Source organism: Ruegeria sp. B10 (assembly GCF_056539825.1).
This window is the reverse complement of sequence record NZ_JBQFVP010000014.1, coordinates 45,957-70,152: the sequence shown is the minus strand read 5'-3', so window position 1 is coordinate 70,152 and position 24,196 is coordinate 45,957. Positions and strand designations below refer to the sequence as shown.

Sequence of the window (24,196 nt, the reverse complement as noted above, 5' to 3'; positions counted from 1 at the left end):
TCCTGTCGTTTGGATTTGCAGAGTCGGGCTATGCCGCAATATAGGTGGTCGGACAAAAGTAACCATGAGAATTCGACAGGGTGTAACGAACATGAGCCATATTGTCGTGATCGGCGCCGGGCAGGCCGGATCGTCGCTTGTTGCGAAACTGCGCAAGGATGGGTTTGAAGGGGATATCACCCTCATCGGGGCCGAGCCGCATCTGCCCTACCAGCGCCCACCCTTGTCCAAGGCCTATCTGCTGGGCGAGATGGAGCTGGAGCGTCTGTTCCTGCGCCCCGAAAGCTTCTACGCCGACAACAACATCACCCTGCGTCTGGGGCAGCGTGTCACTGCGATTGACCCAAAGGCCAAGACCGTAACCGTGGGGGATGAAGTCATCTCATACGATGAGCTGGCGCTGACCACTGGGTCGGATCCGCGCTACCTACCTGCCTCTATCGGAGGAGATCTTCAGGGCGTTCATGTAGTGCGTGATCTGGCTCATATCGACGAGATGGAGCCTCGGGTCACCGAAGGCGCGCGCGCTCTGATCGTGGGCGGTGGTTATATCGGGCTTGAGGCCGCAGCCGTCTGCGCCAAGCGCGGGGTCAAGGTGACGCTGGTAGAAATGGCCGAGCGTATCCTGCAACGCGTCGCCGCCAAGGAAACCAGCGACTATTTCCGCACGCTGCATACGGGTCACGGCGCGGACATCCGCGAGGGTGTGGGCCTTGATCGTCTGATCGGTGAAAACGGCAAGGTCGTCGGCGCGGTTCTGACGGATGGAACCGAAATCGAGGTTGATTTTGTGGTTGTCGGCGTTGGCATCGCGCCGTCCAGCCAACTGGCCGAGATGGCTGGGCTTGAACTGGACAACGGCATCAAAACCGACGCCCATGGCCGCACCTCTGTTCCGTCGATCTGGGCTGCGGGGGATTGCGCCTCCTTCCCGCATGGTGAGGGGCGCATTCGTCTGGAAAGCGTGCCCAACGCCATTGATCAGGCCGAGATCGTGGCTCAGAACATGCTAGGGGCAGCCAAGGACTATACAGCAACGCCGTGGTTCTGGTCGGATCAGTATGACGTGAAACTGCAGATCGCAGGTCTGAATACGGGTTATGATCGGGTTGTCACCCGTCAGGGCGAAGGTCAGACCGTGTCGTTCTGGTACTACAAGGGTGACCAGCTGATTGCAGTCGACGCGATGAACGACCCGCGCGCCTATATGGTTGGCAAGCGCCTGATCGACGCGGGCAAAACCGCTGATCCTGCCGTGGTGGCCGATCCGGCTGCGGATCTGAAACCGCTGCTCAAAGCGTGAGGATCATCGCCGGAGAGTTCCGGGGTCGTGCCTTGGCCTCGGTCGGCAAAGGGGATGCGGGTGCCCATTTGCGTCCCACCACCGACCGAGTGCGTGAAAGCCTGTTCAACGTCCTGAGCCATCAGATCGATTTTGACGGTCTGCGTGTATTGGACCTGTTCGCAGGCACTGGCGCGCTGGGGCTCGAGGCGCTGTCGCGCGGTGCTGACCACGTCACCTTTGTGGATGACGGGCGTGTGGCGCAGGGCCTGATCCGCAAGAATATCGACCTGACCCGCAGCGCAGATCGGGCCGATCTGATCCGCCGGGATGCGACGCGTTTGGGTGAAAACCCGAACGCGCACTACGACCTGATCTTTCTGGACCCGCCTTACGGCAAGTCTCTGGGCCAAAAAGCGCTGGCCAAGGCGTCCGAGGCAGGATGGATCGCTGAGGGGGCGTTTATCGTGTGGGAAGAAAACGCCCCGATGCAGGCACCGGATGGATTCCAGTTGTTGGACAGTCGAAAATACGGCGACACGCATATCTCACTGATGCTTCAATCACTTGATCATGTGGGTTGATCCTGACCGTCCTAATTCGTTTTAAAATTGAATGCGGGCGGCCAGCAATTTGACGCATCTCCGCCAAAATTGCGGCCAATTTCGCCTCTACGCGCCGTGGAAACGCGGAACAACCCTTAAAGGACTCTCTATGCTTTTCAGAGCTGCCCTGACCTCGGCCATCGTGCTGGGCTCCTCCCCTGTTGTTGCAGGGCAAACAAAACTAGATGCGAATGAATTTACGGCCAATTGCACCTCGTCTGTGGATCAATCCAACGTGACGTTGGCCCGTTCGGACGGGTCCAACAAAGGGCACATCACTGTCGGAGATCTGCAGGGCGAGGCGGACATCCTGCCGGGTTTGGACAACCTGACGTTTTTGCTGATTCAGGATGGTCAGGTCGTCAACTTTGCCGTTGATCTTGTAAGTCTCGAATATGACATGATGATCAAAGGCACTTCGCAGCGTTTTGACAGAGGCAGCTGTACGCCATCGTGATCCGGTTTTGAGGCGCGGGCCGGTTTGTGCTAGGCTTCTGGCATGGACCGCGCCCTACCGCCCTTGTTCTGGGGTTTGGCTCAGGACACTGACACAGAAACCGGCCCGCCGCGCAAACCTGCACGCGCGCCGGTGTTCATCCACGACGCGATCACGCCGTGGGGGGCTGAGACGATGCTGCTGAAAGTGCTACGGGATCAGGTTGCCGATCACGAAGAATAGGTCGGATGGAACTTGCCGCCGGGTGACAGGGTAAAGATCTCGACCCCATTTGCGGTTACACCGACCGAATGTTCGAACTGTGCCGAGAGCGACTTGTCGCGGGTCACAGCAGTCCAGTCGTCGGCCAGAGTCTTGGTCTCAGGGCGGCCCAGATTGACCATCGGTTCGATGGTGAAGAACATGCCTTCCTCCAGAACGGAACCGGTACCGGGGCGGCCATAGTGCAGCACGTTTGGCGGGGCGTGGAACACCCGACCCAGCCCGTGACCACAGAAATCGCGCACAACGCTCATGCGGTGCGCTTCCACATAGGACTGAATCGCGTGGCCGATATCGCCGAACGTGTTGCCCGGCTTGACCATCTCGATCCCTTTGAACAGTGCATCATGGGTGACTTGAATCAGACGCTCGGCTTTTCGCGGCAGTTTGCCTGCGACATACATCCGCGAGGTATCGCCGAACCAGCCGTCCACGACGACGGTGACGTCAATGTTCAAGATATCCCCGTCCTTGAGCTTTTTCTCACCGGGAATGCCGTGGCAGACCACGTGGTTCACACTGATACAGCTGGCGTGCTGGTAGCCCTTGTAGCCAATCGTGGCCGAAGTCGCGCCCGCGTCCTCGACCATCTGGGTGATGATCCCGTCGATCGCACCGGTGGTTTGGCCGGGGAAGACATGTTGCGCGATGTCATCCAGTATCCGCGCAGCCAAAGCCCCTGCCGCATGCATGCCGGCAAAGTCAGCTTGTTCGTAAATGCGGATACCGTCCTTGGTCAGGCGGCCACGGTGTTCTTTCATGGATGCGAGGCTCCAAATGTTTCGCGCAGTGCTCTATTTACGCTGCTTGTGCAGAAAGTTCCAGAGGGTGCAGCGTCGCAGCCTGTATCTAGGATGGTTGACGATCCGATCACAGGTGGACGCGTACAGCGATATAAACTAGCACGGGTAAGATAGTTCTCGGGCGTTAAAATAGAAGAAGGGCAGTCAGATGCAGAAAGCCGACCAGCTGAGAGCCGAGATTGCCACCATTAGTGAAATGCTCAAGACCGGGCGCGCGGACAGGGCGCTGAAGCGTGCAGTCAAGGCCGGGAAGAAATGGCCCAAAATGCCCGCGTTTCCGCAGATGGCTGGTCTTGCATGCATTCACCAGGGGGAATTCAAACAGGCACAGACCCATCTGGAGCGCGCTTGGAAGATGGAGCCGGAGAACCCCGACCTGATCCAGAATTTCGGGCTGAGCCTTGTTCAGGGCGGCGATGCCGGCAAGGCGCTAACCCTGATGAATAAAGTTGGGGCCAAGGCCCCTCTGACCCCACCGCAACGTTATGTGCGCGCCATGGCCCTGTTGCAGGAGCGTCAACTGAGCGAGGCGTTGGTAGATGTTGATGAGGTTCTGCGCCATCAAAACGGCAATCTGCAGGCCCATTGCCTGAAGGCCGATATTCTGGATGAGATGCACCAGTGGAACCAGGCCATCGACGTCCTGTTGGCCGTGGCCGAGAAGCACCCGAAATTCCACTACGGTCAGCTGCGACTGGCCAAGGGTCTCGTCGGTTTGGGGCGTATGTCTGAGGCTCTAACCCATGGCCGCGCCGCCTTTGCGCTGGCGCCCGAGGATCCCGAAACGCTGGAGTTCGCTGCAACTCTGCCGAACCTGTCGGCTGAGGATAGGGCGGAATTGCAGGCTCTGACCTCTAAACTGCTTGAGGCGGGCAACGCCAATCGGGAAGCCGCAGCCACTGTGCATTTCGCCGCCGCGAGCCTTGCGAAACAGGATGGCGATACCGCGACCGAGATGCTTCAGCTGCGCAAGGCGCATGATCAGTTGCAGCATGGGTTCAAAAGCTGGGAAACCCGGGCCGAGAAAGCCTGCCGCCAGCGTCTGAGCACGCCTCTGCCCGCCCCTGCATCAGCGCCGCGCACCGATATCCCGCGGCCAGTGTTTGTGGTCGGCTTACCACGCTCCGGCACAACTCTGATCGAGAGGATTCTGGCCTCACACTCCACCGTTCAGGGGTTGGGAGAGTTGGCGGGCGTGCACCACTGGGCCCGCAAGGCAGAAAGCCAACCGGGTGCTGGAAGTGACGCACAGGAGCTGGCCGATTACTACGCGGGTAATTTGCCCCAGACGGCGGAAGGCACACGCGCCTTTATCGATAAGGCTCCGGGGAATTACGCGTTTCTGGGGCCGATTGCGCAGGCCTTCCCGAACGCGGTAATCCTGAACGTCATGCGCGATCCGCGCGATGTGGCGCTGTCGATGTGGCGGACGCATTTCGGAGCGGGTGGCCTGTATTACACGCATGATCTGAGCTGGATGGCAGCCGAAGCCAACCGCTATCGCCGCTATATTCAGCACTGGCATGCCGTGCTTCCGGGGCGGGTCCATGACATAAGCTACGAGCATCTGGTGAATAATCTGGAGGACGGTGCCAAGGAGCTGGCCCGTCTCTGCGACCTGCCTTTTGAACAGGCGATGCTGTCGCCCGACAAATCCTCGGATGCGATCAGAACGGCCAGCAACCTTCAGGCCCGTAAACCCGTCAACACGGCTTCGGTCGGGGGGTGGCAGGTTGTGGCCGATCACTTCGCACCGTTTGTGAAGGGGTTGGACGCCGATCTTTGGCCTGAAATTCACAAGTAGAAGTTCAAATCTCGTTGATCATCCCGCCCGCGCGTGGCCATCCGCGCCGCTTTGCGGCACGGTGCAAAGTAGAATACATCAACGGGAACAGGGGCTGAGATGGTCAGAGCGATTACTGCTCTTCTGGTCGTTCTGACCTGCGGTTGCCGCGAAGAGGTGACGATGCTGACGCAGGATCAGTTTACGGCGCTTTTGGTACAGGATCGCAAGATTGCCCTGAACCGCGCGGGCGTCACTGGCACCGCAAGCGTGAACGCCGACCAAAGCTTTGTCGCTGAGATTCCTCGCCTGGGCCGGGACACCGGTGTTTGGTGGTTGGAGGGCGACAGGATCTGCAGCCGTTGGAAGACGTTCCGCAAAGATCAGGACCTCTGCGCTGCGGTGGGGCAGGTTGAGGATGGCACCTATCGCGGCTACACATCGGGGCGAGGCTCTTATCTGGGAGAGTTCACTCTCCTGCCTTAACCGATTGCCCAGGCCTTCGCCGCATCAACCTCGATCCCTTGTGGCGAAACGGCGGTGCCGACCACCAAACGTTCAACCCCCTGCGCCTGCGCCGTGTCGAAGGCCACCGCATAGGCCGTGTCGATATCGGCGGCCAGCGCGAAGCGGTCGCAATCGGTGCGTTGCACCAGATACAGCATGATCGCGCGGTGGCCCTGCTCGGCCATGGCGGCCAGCTCGCCTAGATGTTTGGTACCGCGAGCGGTTACGCTGTCGGGGAACTCGGCAAGACCGGGCTGGCGGGAAAGCGTGACGCTTTTGACCTCGACATAGGCATCCGGCAGGCCGGGCTGGGTCAGCAGGAAATCAATGCGGCTGTTCTGGCCGTATTTCACCTCGGCCCGGACGGTTTCATAAGCGGCCAGTTCGGGGATCTCGCCACCCTCCAACGCCGCGCGCAGTGCCCGGTTCGGCACCGAAGTGTCGACGCCGGTGAAATGGCCATTCTCGTGATCAACCAGCCGCCAGCCGTATTTCAGCTTTTTCTTCGGATCGTCATTGGGCTCCAGCCAGATTTTCTCGCCCGGTTCAGCCAGTCCCATCATTGAGCCCGGATTGGCGCAGTGGGCTGTCACCTCGCGCCCATCCTCTAGCGTGCAATCGGCCAGAAAGCGTTTGTAGCGGCGGATCAGTCGGGCGGGGACAAGGGGGGTTTCAAATCTCATGCCCCACGGCCTATACCTGCCCCAACAGCCGATCAAGAGGGGGCGCGCGCCATGGCCAATCCAACCGCTGCAATGCTTGTCATCGGGGATGAGATCCTCTCGGGCCGGACGCGTGATGCGAATATGCACTATCTTGCGGGGGAGTTGACCAAGCATGGCATCGACCTGAAAGAGGTTCGAATTGTCAGCGATGATGCCCCGGCTATAGAAGCGGCGGTCAAAGCGCTGTCGGTGTCCTACGACAACGTCTTCACCAGCGGAGGCATCGGGCCGACACATGACGATATCACCGCCGATTGCATCGCCCGCGCTTTCGACACCCCGATTGACGTGCGCGACGATGCGCGGGCGCTTTTGCAGGCGCATTACGACAAGTCGGGGCTGGAGTTGAATGAGGCCCGCCTGCGTATGGCCCGCATTCCTGATGGGGCTGCATTGATCGACAATCCGGTCTCAACCGCGCCCGGATTTACCATCGAAAACGTGCATGTGATGGCCGGGGTGCCTTCGGTCTTCCAAGCCATGGTCGCTAGTGTTTTGCCGGGTCTGACGGGCGGTAGCCCGCTGTTGTCTCAGACCTTGCGGGTGGATCGGGGCGAAGGCGACATTGCTGCCACGCTGTCTGCACTGGCCGAGGCGTACTCGGACCTGTCCATCGGCTGTTATCCGTTTCAGATCAACGGGGTCTTCGGCGCCAACGTGGTAATCCGGGGGACTGAGGGTGCGCGCATCGACGCGGCCATGACCCAATTGGCAAAAGAGCTTGAGTTGTGAGCATCAACTGGCCCGACATTGTTGACGGAACATGGCCCGCTGCGCGCTATGACGTCCTTGGCCCCTTCCGCCTGCGCGAAGGGCAGGGGGGTGGATCACGCGTGTCTGCCGCCAATGCGCTGGGTGACGCAACCGAGGCCGATATCATCGCGGCCGAGGGTGCCATGCAGGCCATGGGCCAGAAACGCATCTTTTGTCTGTGGCCCGATGACCGCAAGCTCGACTCCCAACTGGAAGCGCGCGGCTATGAGGTGCTGGACCCGGTCAACATCTACGCCTGCCCGCCGGAGCAGCTGACCGATCAGCCTCTGCCCCGCGTGACCGCGTTTGGCATCTGGCCACCGCTTGCCGTCATGGAGGAGATCTGGGCCAAAGGTGGTATCGGCCCCGAACGGCTGGCCGTGATGGAGCGTGCCGCGGGTCCCAAGACCTCGTTCCTGCTGCGGCATTCCGGTCGCCCGGCGGGAACTGTGTTCATGGCCATGCAAGGCGATGTGGCCATGGTACATGCGCTTGAGATTCTTCCCGATCACCGCCGTCAGGGCCTAGGCCAATGGGCCATGCGGGCAGCAGCCTTCTGGGCGCGGGACAACGGGGCGAAAACGCTCAGCGTGATCTGTACAAAGGCCAATGATGGGGCGAATGGCCTCTACCGTGCGCTCGGGATGGAGATTGTCGGGGAATACCATTATCGTCAACGTGTCTAAGGAGTTAAGAAAGCCCGTGACCCAGACCGATCTACCCACCGCGCTGAACCTGCCTATGGCCGACCCTTTGCCGCCAGAGACGCAGAAATACTTTGATGTCTGCCTTGAACGGCTGGGCATGGTGCCGAATGTGCTGAAGGCTTACGCGTTCGACATCGACAAGCTGAACGCCTTCACCGCCATGTATAACGACCTGATGCTGGCAGAGAGCGGGCTGTCCAAGCTCGAACGTGAGATGATCGCGGTGGTCGTGTCCTCGATCAACAAGTGCTTCTACTGCCTTGTTGCCCATGGTGCTGCCGTCAGGCAGATGTCCGGTGATCCGCAATTGGGCGAGATGCTGGTGATGAACTACCGCACCGCCCCTCTGGATGCGCGCCAGCGTGCGATGTTGGATTTCGCGGCGAAGATGACCACCGCAAGCGCCGAGATTGAAGAGGCTGATCGCCAGCACTTGCGCGATCAGGGCTTCAGTGACCGGGATATCTGGGACATCGCCAACGTCACCGGGTTCTTCAACATGTCAAACAGGGTGGCCAGTGCCACCGCCATGGCCCCCAACCCCGAATACCACGCGCAAGCCCGATGATCCGACGCCTCGCCCTTGCCTTTTGTCTGATGGCCGGGCCGGGTCTGGCGCAAGATCTGACCCTGCCCGCCAGCGCGCGTCAGATCAGCGAGAGGACCTCGCCGCTGGACAGCTATGAGCTGCCCACAGGACCCGTTGCGGATGGCATAGTCCCGTCTCGCACGGTCGAGGGGCGGGTCGAGCGGCTGACATGGCGCTTGCAGGCGGGCTCTAGCACGACACTGCAATTGCTGGCTCCGCTACGGGATCAGCTCGTGGCGCAGGGCTTTGATATCCTGTTTGAATGTGAGGCCCGGACCTGCGGCGGGTTCGATTTCCGCTTTGGGACCGAAGTGGTGCCAACACCGGATATGTATGTCGCCATTCGCGACTATCGTTTTCTGTCTGCCACCAAGGGCGACGAGGCGCTCAGCCTCCTGGTCAGCCGCAACCCGCCGGATGGTTATGTGCAACTGATCCGCGTTGCGCCCGTTGATGCTCCGGCTCCAACGCCTGTGGTCGTTGAGCAATCCGCCAGCGGAACGGAGGGCCTTTTGGACGCGTTGCAGCAGTCGGGCCATGTTATTCTGGACGATTTGCATTTCCGCACCGCCGAGGTGGCACTGGGCGACGGCCCGTTTGCTTCATTGTCGTTGCTGGCGCAGTTCCTGGCCGACAATCCGTCAACCCGGCTTGCGTTGGTGGGGCATACTGATGATACCGGCACGTTGCAGGCCAATACAAAGGTCAGCACTGAACGGGCGCAGGCGGTGCGTGCCCGCCTGATCGACAAGCATGGCGTCGCGGCGGATCGGATCGAAGCACAGGGCGTGGGATATCTTGCGCCGCTGACCTCGAACGCGACACCGGAAGGGCGCGATCTGAACCGTAGGGTTGAGGCTGTCTTGCTGGTCAACTGACGTGTCTGCACAAAAAAAGACCCGCACGAAGAACGCACGGGCCAATCCAGTTCACCGGGAGAATTACCAGTCCATCGCGCCTTTTTCGGAATAAGCGTCAACGAGGAAGTCTATGAAGGCCCGTACCTTGGGCTGAGTAAAGCGGCCTGGAGGATAGACCGCGTAGATGCCTTGCACCTCGTCCGGCAGGGATGGCATTGCATCCACAACCTCACCGGTTTTCAACGCATCGGCGTAAAGATAGCTGGGCAGATAGGCGATCCCGAGGCCCGAGACTGCTGCATTCAACAGCGATTGCCCGTCGTTCACGCTGAGCCAACCGGCCGTGCGCACCTGACGTTTCTCGCCCGATGGGGCAGTCAGGCGCCAGACATTGCCCGAGGACTGGCTGGAATAGTGCAGCAGCTTGTGTTCGTTCAAATCATCGATCTTCTGGGGCCGGCCGTATTTCTCGATATAGCTGGGGGCGGCGACCATGCGTTTGACGGTCTCGGTCAGCTTGCGGGCGCGCAGAGTGCTGTCTTCCAGCTCCCCGATGCGAACGGCCACGTCAAAACCCTCGGAAATCAGTTCCACGTAGCGGTTATTGAGCACCATGTTCACGGTGATATCGGGATAGGTGGCCAGAAAATCTGACAGCACAGGCGACAGGTGATTGACCCCGAAATCCGTCGCCACGCTGATCCGCAGCAGGCCAGAAGGGGCCGATTGCATCGCGGTGACCAGCGAATCCGCCTCACCCGCGTCGTTCAACACCCGGCGGGCGCGGTCGTAATAGGCCAACCCAATCTCGGTCGGAGAAACGCGGCGTGTGGTCCGGTTGAGCAGTCGTGCCCCCAGCCGCGACTCGAGGCTGGACACGTGCTTGGAAACGGCTGATTTGGAGATTCCCATCTTCTTGGCCGCATCGGTGAAGCCACCTTGGTCCACCACGTTGGCAAAGGCTTCCATTTCCGTCAGTCGATCCATTCTCGTTCCCCAGGTCTTGCTACTTGCAACGACTTTGCCCCTCAATCTGGGCGGAATCGGGGCGGACATGGGATAATATCAGGGTTTTGAATCGGATCGTTTGCGTATCAGAAACGTGGAAACAGTTGTTTCCCGCGATGGTGATCGCCCTGCAAACGGGCGTTTTCTGAAAAACATTCAAGATGTGCTAGATCTAGAATGGCATTTTTGTGACGAGGGAGGAGATCATGAAAGCCATCTTCACTGCCATTTTAGTTGCTCTGTTTGCCACAGCTGTCGCGGCGCAGGAACAAACGCCATCCGCGCCGGGTGCGCAGGTCTATTTCGCGAACCTTGCCGATGGCGACACGGTGCAATCACCGGTCACGGTGGTCTTTGGCCTCAGCGGCATGGGCGTTGCGCCTGCAGGGACCGAGGCCGACAATACCGGCCACCACCATCTGCTTATAAACCGACCGCCGCTGGGTCAGGGCGAAGACGGCGCGGATGAGTTGCTCTATGGGCTGCCCGCAGACGACAACCACATGCATTTCGGCGGTGGCCAGACCGAGGTCACTCTGAATCTGCCAGCAGGTCAGCATACGCTGCAACTGGTTTTGGGCGATGCGGGTCACGTTCCGCACAACCCGCCCATTGTATCCGAAGTGATTACGATTTCGGTCGAATAAGGGGGCGCCGGGTAACGCCGCAAACCAAGAGTTTTGAGGGCCGCTAAGGGTTTGAAGTGCCTGCTCTTCGCTGCTATTCCTTCTCATCACATTGACGTGATCGAGGGGGGGCGCGATGCAGGTGGTTTATGGCGTGAACAGGTCTTTTCTGTTCCCGGCTCTGCTTTCCGCATATTCCGCTGTCAAAAACGCGAGCAAGCCCTTGGATGTGACGATCTTCGGGCAGGATTTCACAGGCGAAGACATCGCGATCATTGAACGGGCCAATCAATCCCTCACGGGCGGGACGATTTCGTACCGGAAATTCGACCTCGATCACCTGCCAGGTTTTTCAGAGTACAAATCGAAGTTCCCTGCGATCACGATGCTGCCTTTGTTTCTGCCCCAGCTTTGCGAAAAGCGCTGCGTTTTTGTGGATGCGGACACTCTGGTTGTTTCGGATGTTTGGGAATTGCTGGACATGGACCTTGAAGGCCAACCCTTTGCCGCCTGCGTGGATATGGGTCTGGTGACGCTTGGCGGAGGGGACTTCCTGCGCCCTTCCCTGCAACAGATTTTCAGACCGGGCCACGAGCACAAAAAGTCACTCAGCCGCGTGAGCAAGAGCATTAGGTTGGGGTTCATACCGGGCGAAGGTTATTTCAACGCCGGTATCATGGTGATGGACTGTTCGGCCATACACGGTGATCGCGAATTGCGCGAGATCAGCGATTTCGAGAAGCTGGTTCCGCACATTCCCTACCTGCCCGAACAGGACAGAATGAACCAACTGTTTCACGGGCGCTGGTTTCACCTGCCCATTCAGTGGAACACGCGGCCTCAGATCTGGTTTGACGCTCACAGTCCGAAATACCGCAAAATGTCCAAGACGTTCCGCCAGCATCTGAGTGATGCAAGCAGAACTCCGAAAATCTGGCACTATGTCGGGGGCAAAAAGCCATGGCGGGCGACGCGAATGGCGCGGCTGCTGTTCCATCGCGCCTACCGCGACTACGAAACCTACATGGCCCGATTCGAGAAAGAGACAGGCCTGACTTATACGATGTAGACCTCAGCGCCCCTACATTGCGGCGGCCAGACGGGTGCCCTGATTTATCGCCCGTTTCGCATCCAATTCCGCCGCGACATCTGCGCCACCAATCACATGCGGCGTGATCCCGCGTTCGATCAGGGCGTCTGCAAGGCTACGCTCGGACAGTTGACCGGAACACAGAACGATGGTGTCCGCAGCAATCACCGTTGGGTTGGCGCGCTCTTCGCCAAAGCTGATATGCAGGCCGTCATCGTCGATATGCTCATAATTTACGCCGCCCACGAAGCTGACGTTTTTCATCTTGAGCGTCGCGCGGTGAATCCAACCGGTGGTCTTGCCCAAGCCTTTACCATGCGCCTGTTTCTTGCGCTGCAGTAGAGTCACCTGACGTGCTGGGGCTGCAGGCTGAGGGCCTTCCGGTGCCAGACCCGAGCGGTGCTGCTCCGGGTCGGTCACGCCCCATTCTTTCATCCAGGCAGGCAGGTCGGTGGTGATGCTGTGGCCGTCCTCCAACAGGAACTCGGATACGTCAAAGCCGATACCACCAGCGCCGATCACGGCGACGGACTTGCCGACCTCTGCTTTCTCGCGCAGCACGTCGATATAGCTGATGACATAGTCGCGGTCCTGACCGGGGATTTCCGGATCACGTGGGATAACGCCGGTGGCAATGACGACTTCGTCAAAGCTGGTCAGGTCGTCGGCGCTGACTTCGCGGTTCAGTTCCACCTTCACGCCCAGATCATCCATCATGGTGCGGTACCAGTCGACCAGCCCCCAGAATTCCTCTTTCCCCGGTACCTGTTTCGCCATGTTCAACTGCCCACCGATCTCCGAGGCGCGATCGAACAGCGTGACGTCATGGCCGCGCTGGGCAGCGGTCATTGCAGTCGACAGACCGGCCGGGCCAGCGCCCACAATGGCAACGGTCTTGCGCGTCTCGGCCTTCTCAATGACCAGTTCGGTCTCATGGCAGGCACGGGGATTGACCAAGCAGGAGGTCAGTTTGCCGCCGAACGTGTGGTCCAGGCAGGCCTGGTTACAGGCGATACACGGCGCGATCTGCGCGGACTGACCCGCAATCGCCTTGTTGACGAAATCCGCGTCCGCCAACATCGGACGCGCCAGCGAGACCATGTCGGCACAGCCGGTCGACAGAACCTCTTCTGCGACCTCGGGCGTGTTGATCCGGTTCGAGGTGATCACCGGGATACCAACCTTGCCCATCAGCTTTTTGGTCACCCAGGCAAAGGCCGCACGCGGTACGCTGGTGGCGATGGTGGGAATCCGCGCCTCGTGCCAGCCGATGCCGGTGTTGATGATCGTGGCACCGGCTTGTTCGATCCGCTGAGCAAGCTCGACCACCTCGTCATGGGTCGACCCATTCGGGACCAGATCGATCATCGACAGGCGATAGATGATGATGAAATCCGTACCCACAGCCTCACGCGTGCGCCGCACGACCTCGATCGGTAGGCGCATCCGGTTTTCATATGAGCCGCCCCAGCGATCCTCGCGTTTGTTGGTGTGGGTCACGAGGAACTGGTTCAGGAAATACCCTTCGGAGCCCATGATCTCGACCCCGTCATATCCCGCCTTCTGGGCGAGAACAGCCGCGTTCACAATGTCGCTGATCTGCTTCTCGATTCCGTCTTCGTCCAGCTCACTGGGCGAGAACGGAGAAATCGGGGATTTCACCGGGCTGGGCGCCACGCATTTGGGACCATAGGCATAACGTCCGGCGTGCAGAATTTGCATCGCGATCTTGCCGCCTGCCTCATGCACGCGGTCCGTCACGACCGAGTGGTTCGCCACGTCCTTATCGGTGGTCATCATCGCCGCGCCCGGCAGGACAGACCCTTCGAGGTTCGGGCCGATCCCGCCCGTCACCATCAGCGCCACGCCCCCGCGGGCACGATCCGCATAGAACTCGGCCACGCGGTTCCAGTCGCCGGTCTCTTCCAACCCGGTATGCATCGAGCCCATCAGCACGCGGTTCTTCAACGTGGTAAAGCCCAGGTCCAGCGGGGCCAGCATGTTTGGGTACGCAGTCATGGCGAACTCTCCCTTCCGAAGTTGAGAAATAGATTGACGTTCGCGTAAACATTGTCACGCGAAACCTAACGTCATCCCCTTTGCGCCTGTCGCGCGGCTTGATAGAGAGGTCGCGAACCATGTCCATGAGGCCTCGCATGACCCCGGAAGAGATCGCCAAACTGCCCTATCGCCCCTGTGTCGGTCTGATGCTGATGAATGCCGAGGGCAAGATTTTCGTGGGGCAACGCAATGACCGCCACAAGAACGCTTGGCAGATGCCTCAGGGCGGGGTGGACAAGGGCGAGGACCCCCAAGATGCGGCGCTGCGCGAACTATGGGAAGAAACCGGCGTGACAGCTAACCTGGTCGAGGTGGTGGCCGAGACTGACGGCTGGCTGCCCTATGATCTGCCCCACGACATCGTTCCGAAAATCTGGAAAGGCCGTTATCGCGGGCAAGAGCAGAAATGGTTTCTGCTGCGCTTCACCGGCCAGGACGACCAGATCAATATTGCAACGGACCATCCAGAATTCACCAGCTGGAAATGGCAGACCCCGGATCAACTGGTCGAAGAAATTGTGCCGTTCAAGCGCGCGGTCTATGAACAGGTGATCGCGGTCTTTAGTAGTCATCTGAGCTGATCACCAGCCTGCACGTTGCCGTGAGGGGGCGTGGTTCGGGTCAAGGACTGCCTCTAGCTTGGGTGCATGAAAGACACCCTGACAGACCCCATCTCCATCAAACCCGCCGGACGGCGCTTTCAGGGCTCGGACCAGCGCGCGCCTCTGCGTGAGGGATTGCGCGGGTGCGGAGAGTTCGGCCCGTCTCAGACAGCAGGGCGGTTCTACCCGATGGCCTGCGTCGCGCTTGAGGTGACGCAGCGCTGCAATCTGGACTGCACACTGTGCTACCTCTCGGACCGGGCCGAGATGACCTATGATCCCCCGCTCTCGGTCCTCTTCGCGCGAATTGCCACGATCCGCAGCCACTATGGTCGGGGTGTTTCCGTTCAATTGACCGGCGGCGACCCGACCCTGCGCAAGGTTGACGATCTTGAGGCGCTCTGCCGCGAGATCAAGCGGCTGGGTATGCGTTCGTGCCTGATGACCAACGGCATCCGCGCCAGCCGGGCGATGCTGACGCGATTGGCGGCAGCGGGGCTGGATGACGTGGCCTTTCACGTGGACATGACGCAAGAGCGCAAAGGGTTTGCCTCCGAGGTGGAGCTCAACCGCGTGCGCAAAACCTATATCGACCGGGCGCGCGGCTTGGGGCTGCGTATTCTCTTCAATACGACCGTTTTTGGGGGCAGTTTTGCTGAAATCCCGGCTTCGGCCCGGTTCCTGCGGGATCAGCCCGAGGTCAGTTTTGTCTCGTTCCAGATGCAGGCCGATACCGGGCGTGGCGTGTTGCGGGCGCGGCCCGATGCAATCACGCAAGACAGCGTCATCCGCGCGGTCGAGCAAGGCTATGGCACGTCGTTGCATTTTGACTCGGCAGCCGTCGGGCATTCCAGTTGCAACCGGTATGGCAGCGTTGTTTCTGCGGGGGGAAAGGCTGTGTCGTTACTGTCGAACCGGCGCCTGGTTCAGCGGGTGATTGCGGCGCTTGAGGAGGTGGATACAGGCCAAGACGCTCATATCCGCATCCGCCCCTGCGTGGGACGCCTGATCCGCCGCCATCCGCTGCTGGCCCTTTGGGCGCTCAGCCATCTGGCCGGGTGCCTTCTGCGGCTGGGGACCGGCGTATTGCGCGGACCGGTACGGCGGCAGGCCGTGTTCATCCACAATTTCATGGCTGCGGATGCGTTAGAGAAAGACCGCTGCGCCTCTTGCGTGTTCATGGTTGCGACGGCCAACGGGCCGCTCTCCATGTGCGTCCACAACGCGCAGCGGGATCAGCATCTGGCCGCGCCGGATCGGGTGGACAGTCCGATGGGCACCTATTGGTGGAACGCGGCGACGCGCGGTCTGTCTGCGCGCCCGGATCTGCCCGCGTTGAAAGACCCTAGGGTGGCCCCACTGAAACGCCTCAAAGGGCAGTTGCGCGCTGCCCGCCAAAGCCGAAAGAACGCTTCATGAGACAGGTTCTGATCTTGCTGCTGCTGCTTCTGGCCGCCTGCGCCAGTGTGGAGAGGCTGGCCTTGCCCGCCGCGACGCCCTTGCCCGACACGGCCCTGACCCGCGCCGCGCCCCCTCCGGGTGAGAAGGTAGATCATGGAGATTGGACCCGCTTTCTGACCCGCTATGTGGCCCCCGATGCGCGCGGTGTGAACCGGGTGGCCTATGGGCAGGTGAGTGCGGCCGACAGCGCGCTGCTGGATGCCTATCTAACCGAGCTGCAGGCCGTTGACCCGGCCGATCTGATCCGCGATCAGCAATTGGCCTATTGGATCAACCTCTACAACGCGCTGACGGTGGATGTGGTGCTAGAGGCCTATCCAGTCGCCTCGATCCGAGACATCAAGGATGGGCCCTTGTCGATCGGCCCGTGGGGTCGCCCGTTGGCCGTGGTGTCGGGTCAGAGCCTGACCCTCAACGACATTGAACACCGCATCATCCGACCGACTTTCAATGAGCCGCGCATTCACTATGCGCTGAATTGTGCGGCGGTCGGGTGTCCGAACCTGATGGCCCGCGCGTGGGAGGCCAAGACGCTGGAACGCGATCTCGCCGCAGCCGAACGCGCCTATGTCAACGACCCGCGTGGGGTGCGATTCGATGATCAGGGGCGGTTGATCCTGTCGAAGATTTATATCTGGTTCCGCGAGGACTTCGGGACCAATGAGCAGGCCGTGATCGCCTATCTCGGAACAGCAGCCGACGCGGGGTTGCAACAGCGCCTCAAGCAAGCCCAACGTGTGAATGCTTATGAGTATGATTGGGCGTCGAATGACGCAGCCGCCGGATCCTGAAGGCCGGCGCGTGGGCGCCGACCCGGATCAATGTCTTACAGCAGGCCTTCTTCCCGCAGCAATTCTTGCAAGTTTGCCTCGGGGCGCGGACCGATATGGCTGATCACTTCGCGTGCGCAGACATTACCGATCTTGGCGCAGGTCTCATAGTCGCGGCCGGTGGCCATACCGTAAAGGAATCCGGCGGCGAATTGATCGCCTGCGCCGGTCGCATCCACGGGCACTACTTTTTCGACCGCAACATCGTGACGGGTGTCGCCGTTCAGAACCGTCACGCCGTCGCCCGAACGGGTGCAGACGACCAGAGGGCAGATTGCGGCGGTTTTGGCCAGTGCGTCCTCAAGATCGTCGGTTTCGAACAGCGATTTGATCTCAGCCTCGTTGCCGATCACGAAGTCCAGTTCGTTCTCGATCAGCAGCAGGAAATCGACCCGGTGACGCTCGACGCAGAAAGGATCGGAAATGGCGATACCGGCCTTGCCGCCGCCTCTGTGACAGGCGCGCGCGGCCTCAAGAAACGCGGCTTTACCCTTTTCCTTGTCGAACAGATACCCCTCGAGGAACATGATCTGGCTGTTTCCGGCAACCTCGTCCGAGACGTCCTGAGACGACAGTTCCGAGGAAATCCCCAGATAGGTGTTCATCGACCGCTCACCATCGGGCGAGACGAAGATCATCGAGCGTGAGGTCGGCAGCTCGCCGCCCGGCACAGGTGGGTTCACGAAATCCACGCCGTCTTCGTTCATCGCATCGGCATAGAATCTACCCAACGCGTCATCATGCACACGGCCAATAAAGGCAGCATCCAGACCCAGCGCACCCGCGCCCGCAATGGTGTTCGCGACCGAGCCGCCCGGTGTCTGCACCCGACCCTCCATCGAGGCATAGAGCACTTCGCCACGCTCTTGCTCGATCAGTTGCATGATGCCTTTTTCAATCCCCATCAGTTCCAGGAAACTGTCATCGGCCTGGGAAATGACATCCACAACGGCATTTCCGATGCCGGTCAGTTGGTAGGTTTTCATAGGGTCTTGTCCTCGAATTGACAGAGATCACGGATGATGCAGGTCGAGCATTGCGGCTTGCGCGCCTTGCAGTGATAGCGCCCGTGCAGGATCAGCCAGTGATGTGCATGGAGTTGAAAGTCGGCTGGAATATTGTCCTCAATGGCGCGCTCGACGGCGTCTACGTCCTTGCCGGGGCAAATACCAGTGCGGTTGCCGACACGGAAGATATGCGTGTCCACCGCTTGCGCCGGTTGCCGCCACCACATGTTCAGAACCACATTGGCCGTCTTGCGCCCGACACCGGGCAGAGATTGCAGCGCCGCGCGGGAATTGGGGACCTCACCATCGTAGTCTTCGACCAGTATACGGCTGAGCTTAATGACGTTCTTCGCCTTCTGGCGGAACAAGCCAATGGTTTTGATATGCTCGATCAGGCCCTCTTCGCCGAGATCCAGCATTTTTTGCGGAGTATCTGCGATCTTGAACAGCTCACGCGTGGCTTTGTTGACGCCCGCATCGGTCGCCTGCGCCGAAAGCGCCACTGCCACGACCAGAGTGTAGACGTTCACATGCTCCAGCTCGCCCTTGGGTTCCGGGTCGGCCTCTTGAAAGCGCGTAAAGATTTCGCGGATCGTGTGATAATCGAGTTGCTTTGCCATCCGAGCCTTAATGCCGCCCAAGGGCCAATGACACAAGCCCAAAGCCAATGCGCAAGTTCCGGGTCGCGGGAGCGTGACCTGCGCGTTATGGTTCGGTTCAACAGATGAGGTGAAAGCCATGAACGTCCAGACGCCCGAAAGCGGATACCACTACAACGTCATGCGCCGCGCGATCGAGTTGATTGATCAGGGTGGCGAAACCCTCAGCCTTGAAGAACTGGCCAGCCAGATGGGCATGAGTCCCGCCCATTTCCAGCGCCTGTTCTCGCGCTGGACCGGGGTGTCGCCGAAACGGTACCAGCAATACCTGACGCTGGGTCATGCCAAGGCGCTGCTGCGGGAACGCTTCACCACGTTGGAGACCGCCCATAATGTCGGCCTGTCCGGCAGCGGCCGCCTGCACGACCTGTTCCTGAAATGGGAATCCATGAGCCCAGGTGAGTACGCCCGCAAAGGCGCGGGGCTGACGGTCTACTGGGGGTGGTTCGATTGTCCTTTCGGGCCAGCGTTGGTCATGGGGACCGACAAGGGCATCTGCGGCATAGCGTTTGGTGCCGAAACCGGCGAGGCCGCCGCGATGGAGGACATGACCGCGCGCTGGCCCAAGGCCAATTTCGTCGAGGATACCGAAAAGCTGCGTCCTTGGGTCGAGGCCTCCTTTGGCGCGAACCGGTCCGAGACGCCACTGCACCTGATCGGCTCACCGCTGCAGATCAAGGTGTGGGAGGCGCTGATGCATATCCCTTCGGGTCAGGTCACGACCTATTCGGAAATCGCGCAGCGGGTGGGGTCGACTCAGGCGGTGCGCGCGGTGGGGACAGCGGTTGGGCGCAATCCGGTGAGCTGGCTGATCCCCTGTCACCGGGCCTTGCGCAAGTCGGGCGGTCTGGGCGGATACCACTGGGGTCTGCCGGTGAAGCGCGCGATGCTGGCCTATGAGGCTGCGCAGGCGGATGCCTGATTGACTCTGCAACCAAGCAGTGCCAAAGGACTAGCAAGGTTTGGGTCCCCTGCCGTTCGCGGCCTTTGGCTTCGGTGAAACCCTGAATACGAACATCTGTTGCCACTTTCCCGGCGCGCGGATGGCAATGCGAACCCCGTCCAGATTTCGCGCCCGTTCAAGGAAACGAGGCACATGATGACGATACAAAGAACAATCCCACCGATAGACGAGTTGAAAGCGCAGGCCAAGCGCTTGCGTGAAGACCTACGCGCCAAAGATGTGACCCTTTCACATAGCGAGGCGTTGGAGATGCTCGCCCATCAATATGGCGTTCGGGATTGGAATACACTGCACGCCAAAGCTGGAAACCGCATGCACTTGCGTGTCGGAGATCGGGTTGAAGGGCGATATCTGGGGCAGCCGTTCTCAGCCGAAATACGCGGCATGACCCTGTTGGGTGACGGATCCAACCGCAGGGTTACCCTGCATTTTGAAACGCCAGTTGATGTGGTGCAGTTCGAGAGCTTTTCCTCGTACCGCCAACGTGTAACCGGGGTGATCGGTTGGGATGGACGCTCAACACAAAGGACGTCTGATGGGCAACCCCAGCTGGTTGTGCGTCCAGCCTAGAAAAGGGTGAGGCTCTGCCCGAGCCTCACCAATCGTCCTAGATCAGGCCACATGCCTATTCTGCTGCCCAACCGCCGACGGCTTTGATCTCAAGAAAATCCTCAAGGCCGAAGACGCCGCCTTCGCGGCCGTTGCCGGATTGCTTCATCCCGCCGAACGGAGATCCCGCGCTGCGCGACTGACCGTTCATCTCAACCATCCCGGACCGCAACACCCGCGCCATGCGGTTGGCGCGCGCGCCGTCCTGTGTCTGGACATAGTTGGTCAGGCCATAGGGCGTGTCATTGGCGATCTCGACGGCTTCTTCCTCGGTGTCGAAGGGGATCATGGTCAGGACCGGGCCGAAGATCTCTTGCCGCGCAATGGTCATCTGGTTATTGGCATCGGCAAACACCGTGGGGCGCACATAGTAGCCCTTGTTCAGCCCCTCGGGCCGCCCGGTGCCACCTGCGACCAGCCGCGCGCCTTCATCGATACCAACTTGGATCAGGTCCTGAATCTTGGTCCACTGAAGCTCATTCACAACGGGCCCGATATGGCGGCCTTCCTCCGTGGCCGGGCCGACCGTGACAGCATTGGCCACTTCGGCTGCGGTCTCAACGGCCTTGTCATAAATCGGGCGCTGCACCAGCATCCGGCTTGGAGCGTTACAGCTTTGGCCGGTGTTGTTCATCATGTGCAGAACGCCGCGTTTCACGGCCTTCTCATCCGCATCCTCAAAGATTACGTTGGCGCCTTTGCCGCCCAGTTCCAGATGCACCTTCTTCAGGGTATCGGCAGCGCTTTTCGAGATCGCAGTGCCCGCGCGGGTCGAGCCGGTGAAGCTGATCATGTCCACATCCGGATGCGCAGAGAGTTGCGAACCGACACCCGCGCCATCGCCGTTCACCAGGTTGAACACTCCGGGTGGGAAACCGGCCTCGTCCATCAGCTCGGCAAAGATCATTGCGTTCAGGGGGCTCTGCTCGGACGGTTTCAGAACCATCGTACAGCCCGCAATCGCCGCCGCGCCGACCTTGAGGGTGATCTGGTTCATCGGCCAGTTCCACGGGGTGATCAGACCGGCGACGCCGACGGCTTCATAGATAATGCGATCATTGGGCGCGTGATCGCCCAGAGGGCGCTCGAATTCAAACGCCTTGGCGGCGCGGATGAAGTTCTTCAGGTGATAGATCCCTGCACCGGATTGGGCAGTGCGCGACATGTCGATCGGCGCGCCCATCTCAAGCGACATGGCCTGCGCCAGGTCCTCGGACCGGGTCATGTAGAGGTCGGCCAGCTTTTCAACCAGGGCGATACGCTCTTGGACCGGCGTTGCCATCCAGCCGGGCAAGGCCGCCTTGGCCGCGGCAACGGCTGCGTCAGTGTCGGCCTGAGCGCCGAGGGAGATCACCGCGCAGGGTTCCTCGGTCGAGGGGTTGATGACCTCGAAATCAGATGCCTGAGACGGGGCAACCCATTGACCGTTAATGTAGAAATCGCGTTTTTCGATCATGGCGTATCCTCCGGGCCGTGATGTCAAAGACTGGTTTTGTCGCGCAGTCTGTCATTCGCTCTGAGGCGCGGCAAGGGGGTAATTTGATCAAATTTGTTTGGCGACGTCCCGGAAAAAGACTTTTGCGGAAGGTTTAACTCTGGCGCAAAGTGGTTAGGTTCACAGCATTCGACTCGGTCAGTAACCAAAGAAGGAGTTGCACCATGGGTTTGCGTATCAACGACACGGTCCCGAATTTCACCGCAGAGACGGATCAGGGCACCATTCAGTTTCACGATTGGATTGGTGACAGCTGGGCGATCCTGTTCTCGCATCCCAAGGACTTCACCCCGGTCTGCACCACCGAGTTTTCGGCTGTGGCCCAGTTGAATGACGAATGGGCGGCGCGCAATACCAAGGTGATCGGTGTTTCGGTCGACGGTGTCGAGGACCACAAGAAGTGGAAGAAAGACATCGAAGCCTATGGCAAGGCCAACCCCGGTTTCCCGATCATTGCAGATGACGGGCTGGCGGTGTCCAAGGCCTTTGACATGCTTCCCGCCGAGGCCTACCTGCCCGATGGCCGAACGCCTGCAGATAGCGCCACTGTGCGTTCGGTTTTCATCATCGGACCCGACAAGCAGTTGAAGCTGTCGATGACTTATCCGATGACCGTGGGCCGGAACTTTGCCGAGATCCTGCGGGCGTTGGACGGGCTGCAGATATCGTCCAAGGGTGTTGCGACACCTGCGAACTGGGTGCCGGGTGAGGATGTGATCATCCCGCCGACCGTTTCGAACGAAGACGCCAAGGCGAAGTTTGGTGAGTTCGAGACGATCTTCCCTTATCTGCGCAAGACCAAGGCTCCGTCCTGATTTAGGTCGGGTCAGGGGGGCTGTCTGCCCCCCATCGCGCCTTGAGCGCAATTCCCCCGAAGATATTTTCAGCCAGATGAAGTAGGCGGGCGCTGCGGGTGCAGGTGGAGCTGTGCCCGGTAGGCAGCGCGTTTGACTTCGCGGGTCAGTTTGTCTGAGAAGGGTGGTTTCGTCTGGATGGTCGAGCCGCCGATATCGCGGGCTACTTCGCGGTTGCCGCTGCCCAGAAGGGCATGGATTGGCTGGCCGGTGATCCAGTGCATTTGCAGGAACGTATCCACGGGGCGGTCGATTCGATCGGTCGCCTTCAAAAGCCGTTTGGCGGCGTTGCGGCCGACCATTTGGCAGACGCATTGCAGCCCGATCACTTTGGGCAGGATCAGGCTCAGGCCGTTCTCTTCTGCCAATGTTTGGGCTGCGACTTCGCGTTGTTTGACAGGGATGCGGATATAGTGATCCGAGGTGGCGATGGCGTGCAGAATTTTGATTGCCTGGACCATTTTGTCCGGATCGACGCGCAGGTCATCCTCGGTGATGATGGCCAGGTCGATCTCTTCATCCACCAGTTTTTGCCAGAGACGCCGGTGGCTTTGGAATACGCCGATTTCCGCGGGGCGAAGGTCGAACGGGTAGTGCGGCTTGTGCAGGGTGCCGGGATGCAGACGGACATCTGCGATCTGGTCCGCGTCGCGCCCGTTGGTCGCCTCGAAGAGTTCGGCATTCGGCAGGTCCTTGCACAGCTGGTCTGCGTTGGCGCGGCGAGCCGTGCTGGAGGACATATGGATGATGAAAGATCGCATTGTGCGTGCATAGAACACGGGCGCGTGTGGGGAAAGAGCAACGCGAGAGAAATGGTCGTTCATTTTTTGCAAGCTGAACCAGTGCGAGCGGTGTCGGCGACCGGTTCTTGAAAGGACACAAATATGCTAGGGTGCGATAGGCAGACGAACCAGGCATCCGCACCATCGGGCGATCACACTGTGAAACACAGGAGAAGACGATGGCTTTTACAGATTGGTATGTTGAAGGTGATGCTTTTGGGAACTGTAATTGCGGTTACGCGTGCCCTTGCCAGTTCGAGGAACTTCCAACACAGGGCAATTGCCGTGGGTTCGAAGTGCTTGAAGTCTCGAAAGGCCATTTTGGAGATACCGACTTAGCGGGTGCCAAGGCCGCTTTGATCTATGCCTGGCCGGGTCCGATCTTTGAGGGCGGCGGCGAGATGCAGGTGATCATCGATCCAAGCGCCTCAGATGCTCAGAGGGCCGCACTAGAAAAGGTCTTCCACGGGGAAGAGACCGAAGAGATGGCGACCCATTGGTTCGTCTTCCGTGCGATGTGCAAAACCGTGCATGAGACCCTATTTCTGCCGATAGATTTCGAGATGGATATGGAGGAGCGTACGGCAAAGGTGTCTATCGGAGATGTGCTGAACTCGACCGGCCGTCCCATTGAAGCGCCGCATGGTGGTGGCCCACATCGCGTGCGGATCGACATTCCAGGCGGGATTGAATTTACCTTAGCCGAGATCGGCAGTGCCTCGACCAAGGCCGACGCGGCGATAAAGTTGGATTTGAACGACAGCTATGGTCAGTGGCATGTCATGAAGCACGGTCCGTCTGGGGTGGCGCACTAAG

At 59.9% G+C, this 24,196-nt stretch carries 27 protein-coding genes; 19 read left to right on the top strand and 8 right to left on the bottom strand.

All coding sequences use genetic code 11. The features are described from left to right. Positions 1-91 precede the first annotated feature (91 nt). The 4 genes from ACR0J4_RS18575 (at position 92) to ACR0J4_RS18560 (ending at position 2,566) form a co-directional block, all read left to right on the top strand. Positions 92-1,303 carry an NAD(P)/FAD-dependent oxidoreductase gene (locus ACR0J4_RS18575; RefSeq protein WP_170643678.1) on the top strand — a complete coding sequence of 404 codons (1,212 nt, stop codon included), beginning with the start codon at positions 92-94 and terminating at the stop codon, positions 1,301-1,303. Next, on the top strand, positions 1,300-1,866 hold the full coding sequence (rsmD, locus tag ACR0J4_RS18570; RefSeq protein WP_170555408.1) for a 16S rRNA (guanine(966)-N(2))-methyltransferase RsmD: 567 nt from the start codon (positions 1,300-1,302) through the stop codon (positions 1,864-1,866). Before ACR0J4_RS18575 ends, rsmD begins: the two co-directional genes overlap by 4 nt. 130 nt (positions 1,867-1,996) lie before the next feature. Further along, positions 1,997-2,344, top strand: coding sequence for a hypothetical protein (locus ACR0J4_RS18565; RefSeq protein ID WP_170643677.1), 348 nt, complete (start codon positions 1,997-1,999; stop codon positions 2,342-2,344). A 42-nt stretch (positions 2,345-2,386) separates the two neighbouring features. Continuing rightward, positions 2,387-2,566, top strand: a complete 180-nt coding sequence (locus ACR0J4_RS18560; RefSeq protein WP_170555411.1) for a hypothetical protein — start codon at positions 2,387-2,389, stop codon at positions 2,564-2,566. Here ACR0J4_RS18560 and map read toward each other — a convergent pair. After that, positions 2,554-3,366: a type I methionyl aminopeptidase gene (gene map / locus ACR0J4_RS18555; protein ID WP_170747418.1), complete on the bottom strand. Its 813-nt coding sequence runs from the start codon at positions 3,364-3,366 to the stop codon at positions 2,554-2,556. The genes ACR0J4_RS18560 and map overlap by 13 nt on opposite strands. A gap of 190 nt (positions 3,367-3,556) precedes the next feature. On the opposite strand from map, the gene ACR0J4_RS18550 reads away from it, so the two are divergent. Both ACR0J4_RS18550 and ACR0J4_RS18545 read left to right on the top strand, forming a co-directional pair. Continuing rightward, positions 3,557-5,212: a tetratricopeptide repeat-containing sulfotransferase family protein gene (locus ACR0J4_RS18550; protein WP_170643675.1), complete on the top strand. Its 1,656-nt coding sequence runs from the start codon at positions 3,557-3,559 to the stop codon at positions 5,210-5,212. Positions 5,213-5,311: 99 nt separating this feature from the next. Then, on the top strand, positions 5,312-5,677 hold the full coding sequence (locus ACR0J4_RS18545; RefSeq protein ID WP_170643674.1) for a hypothetical protein: 366 nt from the start codon (positions 5,312-5,314) through the stop codon (positions 5,675-5,677). Here the strand turns inward: ACR0J4_RS18545 and sfsA are convergent. Further along, on the bottom strand, positions 5,674-6,381 hold the full coding sequence (gene sfsA / locus ACR0J4_RS18540; protein WP_170643673.1) for a DNA/RNA nuclease SfsA: 708 nt from the start codon (positions 6,379-6,381) through the stop codon (positions 5,674-5,676). The genes ACR0J4_RS18545 and sfsA overlap by 4 nt on opposite strands. 51 nt (positions 6,382-6,432) lie before the next feature. On the opposite strand from sfsA, the gene ACR0J4_RS18535 reads away from it, so the two are divergent. From ACR0J4_RS18535 to ACR0J4_RS18520, 4 genes are read left to right on the top strand one after another with little or no spacing between them, the layout of a single operon-like run. Beyond that, a complete protein-coding gene (locus ACR0J4_RS18535; protein ID WP_170643672.1) occupies positions 6,433-7,155 on the top strand; it encodes a molybdopterin-binding protein in 723 nt (240 codons plus the stop codon). Beyond that, the gene (locus tag ACR0J4_RS18530; RefSeq protein WP_170643671.1) at positions 7,152-7,862 is read left to right on the top strand and encodes a GNAT family N-acetyltransferase; all 711 of its coding nucleotides are present in this window, start codon (positions 7,152-7,154) and stop codon (positions 7,860-7,862) included. The genes ACR0J4_RS18535 and ACR0J4_RS18530 overlap by 4 nt, the downstream gene beginning before the upstream one ends. Before the next feature lie 16 nt (positions 7,863-7,878). Then, a complete protein-coding gene (locus ACR0J4_RS18525; RefSeq protein WP_480668772.1) occupies positions 7,879-8,451 on the top strand; it encodes a peroxidase-related enzyme in 573 nt (190 codons plus the stop codon). Then, positions 8,448-9,350 (top strand): OmpA family protein, encoded by a 903-nt coding sequence (locus ACR0J4_RS18520; protein WP_170555427.1) that lies wholly within the window; start codon positions 8,448-8,450, stop codon positions 9,348-9,350. The genes ACR0J4_RS18525 and ACR0J4_RS18520 overlap by 4 nt, the downstream gene beginning before the upstream one ends. 63 nt (positions 9,351-9,413) lie before the next feature. Here ACR0J4_RS18520 and ACR0J4_RS18515 read toward each other — a convergent pair whose 3' ends face one another. After that, positions 9,414-10,319 (bottom strand): LysR family transcriptional regulator, encoded by a 906-nt coding sequence (locus ACR0J4_RS18515; protein WP_170379389.1) that lies wholly within the window; start codon positions 10,317-10,319, stop codon positions 9,414-9,416. Between the two features lie 227 nt (positions 10,320-10,546). Between ACR0J4_RS18515 and ACR0J4_RS18510 the strand changes: the two genes are divergently transcribed. Further along, positions 10,547-10,987 (top strand): DUF4399 domain-containing protein, encoded by a 441-nt coding sequence (locus ACR0J4_RS18510; protein WP_170555429.1) that lies wholly within the window; start codon positions 10,547-10,549, stop codon positions 10,985-10,987. A gap of 115 nt (positions 10,988-11,102) precedes the next feature. Continuing rightward, a complete protein-coding gene (locus ACR0J4_RS18505; protein ID WP_170643670.1) occupies positions 11,103-12,035 on the top strand; it encodes a glycosyltransferase in 933 nt (310 codons plus the stop codon). A 12-nt stretch (positions 12,036-12,047) separates the two neighbouring features. Here the strand turns inward: ACR0J4_RS18505 and ACR0J4_RS18500 are convergent, their stop codons facing one another. Then, positions 12,048-14,075, bottom strand: coding sequence for an NADPH-dependent 2,4-dienoyl-CoA reductase (locus ACR0J4_RS18500; RefSeq protein ID WP_170747417.1), 2,028 nt, complete (start codon positions 14,073-14,075; stop codon positions 12,048-12,050). Between the two features lie 137 nt (positions 14,076-14,212). On the opposite strand from ACR0J4_RS18500, the gene ACR0J4_RS18495 reads away from it, so the two are divergent. From ACR0J4_RS18495 to ACR0J4_RS18485, 3 genes are all read left to right on the top strand, one after another. Next, the gene (locus ACR0J4_RS18495; RefSeq protein WP_170643668.1) at positions 14,213-14,698 is read left to right on the top strand and encodes an RNA pyrophosphohydrolase; all 486 of its coding nucleotides are present in this window, start codon (positions 14,213-14,215) and stop codon (positions 14,696-14,698) included. Positions 14,699-14,764: 66 nt separating this feature from the next. After that, positions 14,765-16,138, top strand: coding sequence for a radical SAM protein (locus ACR0J4_RS18490; RefSeq protein ID WP_170643667.1), 1,374 nt, complete (start codon positions 14,765-14,767; stop codon positions 16,136-16,138). Beyond that, positions 16,135-16,971: a DUF547 domain-containing protein gene (locus ACR0J4_RS18485; protein ID WP_170555438.1), complete on the top strand. Its 837-nt coding sequence runs from the start codon at positions 16,135-16,137 to the stop codon at positions 16,969-16,971. Before ACR0J4_RS18490 ends, ACR0J4_RS18485 begins: the two co-directional genes overlap by 4 nt. Positions 16,972-17,006: 35 nt before the next feature. On the opposite strand, the gene ACR0J4_RS18480 is transcribed toward ACR0J4_RS18485, so the two are convergent. After that, a complete protein-coding gene (locus ACR0J4_RS18480; RefSeq protein ID WP_170643666.1) occupies positions 17,007-17,996 on the bottom strand; it encodes an adenosine kinase in 990 nt (329 codons plus the stop codon). Beyond that, complete coding sequence (gene nth, locus ACR0J4_RS18475) at positions 17,993-18,637, bottom strand: endonuclease III (protein ID WP_170643665.1); 645 nt, start codon at positions 18,635-18,637, stop codon at positions 17,993-17,995. Before nth ends, ACR0J4_RS18480 begins: the two co-directional genes overlap by 4 nt. 118 nt (positions 18,638-18,755) lie before the next feature. Here nth and ACR0J4_RS18470 point away from each other — a divergent pair, with 118 nt between their 5' ends. Beyond that, positions 18,756-19,598: a bifunctional helix-turn-helix domain-containing protein/methylated-DNA--[protein]-cysteine S-methyltransferase gene (locus ACR0J4_RS18470; RefSeq protein WP_170747416.1), complete on the top strand. Its 843-nt coding sequence runs from the start codon at positions 18,756-18,758 to the stop codon at positions 19,596-19,598. Between the two features lie 177 nt (positions 19,599-19,775). Beyond that, positions 19,776-20,210 (top strand): glyoxalase superfamily protein, encoded by a 435-nt coding sequence (locus tag ACR0J4_RS18465; protein WP_170643663.1) that lies wholly within the window; start codon positions 19,776-19,778, stop codon positions 20,208-20,210. 55 nt (positions 20,211-20,265) lie between these two features. Here the strand turns inward: ACR0J4_RS18465 and ACR0J4_RS18460 are convergent, their stop codons facing one another. Then, entirely contained in the window at positions 20,266-21,705 is a 1,440-nt protein-coding gene (locus tag ACR0J4_RS18460; RefSeq protein ID WP_170643662.1) for an aldehyde dehydrogenase family protein, read from the bottom strand. Between the two features lie 203 nt (positions 21,706-21,908). On the opposite strand from ACR0J4_RS18460, the gene ACR0J4_RS18455 reads away from it, so the two are divergent. Beyond that, a complete protein-coding gene (locus ACR0J4_RS18455) occupies positions 21,909-22,559 on the top strand; it encodes a peroxiredoxin (protein ID WP_170555446.1) in 651 nt (216 codons plus the stop codon). A 68-nt stretch (positions 22,560-22,627) separates the two neighbouring features. Here the strand turns inward: ACR0J4_RS18455 and ACR0J4_RS18450 are convergent, their stop codons facing one another. Then, the gene (locus tag ACR0J4_RS18450; RefSeq protein WP_170555448.1) at positions 22,628-23,359 is read right to left on the bottom strand and encodes a glycosyltransferase family 25 protein; all 732 of its coding nucleotides are present in this window, start codon (positions 23,357-23,359) and stop codon (positions 22,628-22,630) included. 200 nt (positions 23,360-23,559) lie between these two features. Between ACR0J4_RS18450 and ACR0J4_RS18445 the strand changes: the two genes are divergently transcribed. Further along, on the top strand, positions 23,560-24,195 hold the full coding sequence (locus ACR0J4_RS18445) for a DUF1326 domain-containing protein (protein ID WP_170555450.1): 636 nt from the start codon (positions 23,560-23,562) through the stop codon (positions 24,193-24,195). Position 24,196: the final 1 nt, after the last annotated feature.

Coding starts and splice junctions, on each gene's coding strand:
- ACR0J4_RS18450 (WP_170555448.1), bottom strand. CDS start 23,359: ATGCGATCTTTCATCATCCATATGTCCTCCAGCACGGCTCGCCGCGCC.
- ACR0J4_RS18515 (WP_170379389.1), bottom strand. CDS start 10,319: ATGGATCGACTGACGGAAATGGAAGCCTTTGCCAACGTGGTGGACCAA.
- ACR0J4_RS18510 (WP_170555429.1), top strand. CDS start 10,547: ATGAAAGCCATCTTCACTGCCATTTTAGTTGCTCTGTTTGCCACAGCT.
- ACR0J4_RS18500 (WP_170747417.1), bottom strand. CDS start 14,075: ATGACTGCGTACCCAAACATGCTGGCCCCGCTGGACCTGGGCTTTACC.
- ACR0J4_RS18455 (WP_170555446.1), top strand. CDS start 21,909: ATGGGTTTGCGTATCAACGACACGGTCCCGAATTTCACCGCAGAGACG.
- sfsA (WP_170643673.1), bottom strand. CDS start 6,381: ATGAGATTTGAAACCCCCCTTGTCCCCGCCCGACTGATCCGCCGCTAC.
- ACR0J4_RS18495 (WP_170643668.1), top strand. CDS start 14,213: ATGACCCCGGAAGAGATCGCCAAACTGCCCTATCGCCCCTGTGTCGGT.
- ACR0J4_RS18560 (WP_170555411.1), top strand. CDS start 2,387: ATGGACCGCGCCCTACCGCCCTTGTTCTGGGGTTTGGCTCAGGACACT.
- ACR0J4_RS18445 (WP_170555450.1), top strand. CDS start 23,560: ATGGCTTTTACAGATTGGTATGTTGAAGGTGATGCTTTTGGGAACTGT.
- ACR0J4_RS18480 (WP_170643666.1), bottom strand. CDS start 17,996: ATGAAAACCTACCAACTGACCGGCATCGGAAATGCCGTTGTGGATGTC.
- ACR0J4_RS18490 (WP_170643667.1), top strand. CDS start 14,765: ATGAAAGACACCCTGACAGACCCCATCTCCATCAAACCCGCCGGACGG.
- ACR0J4_RS18505 (WP_170643670.1), top strand. CDS start 11,103: ATGCAGGTGGTTTATGGCGTGAACAGGTCTTTTCTGTTCCCGGCTCTG.
- ACR0J4_RS18545 (WP_170643674.1), top strand. CDS start 5,312: ATGGTCAGAGCGATTACTGCTCTTCTGGTCGTTCTGACCTGCGGTTGC.
- ACR0J4_RS18520 (WP_170555427.1), top strand. CDS start 8,448: ATGATCCGACGCCTCGCCCTTGCCTTTTGTCTGATGGCCGGGCCGGGT.
- map (WP_170747418.1), bottom strand. CDS start 3,366: ATGAAAGAACACCGTGGCCGCCTGACCAAGGACGGTATCCGCATTTAC.
- ACR0J4_RS18465 (WP_170643663.1), top strand. CDS start 19,776: ATGACGATACAAAGAACAATCCCACCGATAGACGAGTTGAAAGCGCAG.
- ACR0J4_RS18575 (WP_170643678.1), top strand. CDS start 92: ATGAGCCATATTGTCGTGATCGGCGCCGGGCAGGCCGGATCGTCGCTT.
- ACR0J4_RS18550 (WP_170643675.1), top strand. CDS start 3,557: ATGCAGAAAGCCGACCAGCTGAGAGCCGAGATTGCCACCATTAGTGAA.
- ACR0J4_RS18460 (WP_170643662.1), bottom strand. CDS start 21,705: ATGATCGAAAAACGCGATTTCTACATTAACGGTCAATGGGTTGCCCCG.
- ACR0J4_RS18485 (WP_170555438.1), top strand. CDS start 16,135: ATGAGACAGGTTCTGATCTTGCTGCTGCTGCTTCTGGCCGCCTGCGCC.
- nth (WP_170643665.1), bottom strand. CDS start 18,637: ATGGCAAAGCAACTCGATTATCACACGATCCGCGAAATCTTTACGCGC.
- ACR0J4_RS18470 (WP_170747416.1), top strand. CDS start 18,756: ATGAACGTCCAGACGCCCGAAAGCGGATACCACTACAACGTCATGCGC.
- ACR0J4_RS18535 (WP_170643672.1), top strand. CDS start 6,433: ATGGCCAATCCAACCGCTGCAATGCTTGTCATCGGGGATGAGATCCTC.
- ACR0J4_RS18565 (WP_170643677.1), top strand. CDS start 1,997: ATGCTTTTCAGAGCTGCCCTGACCTCGGCCATCGTGCTGGGCTCCTCC.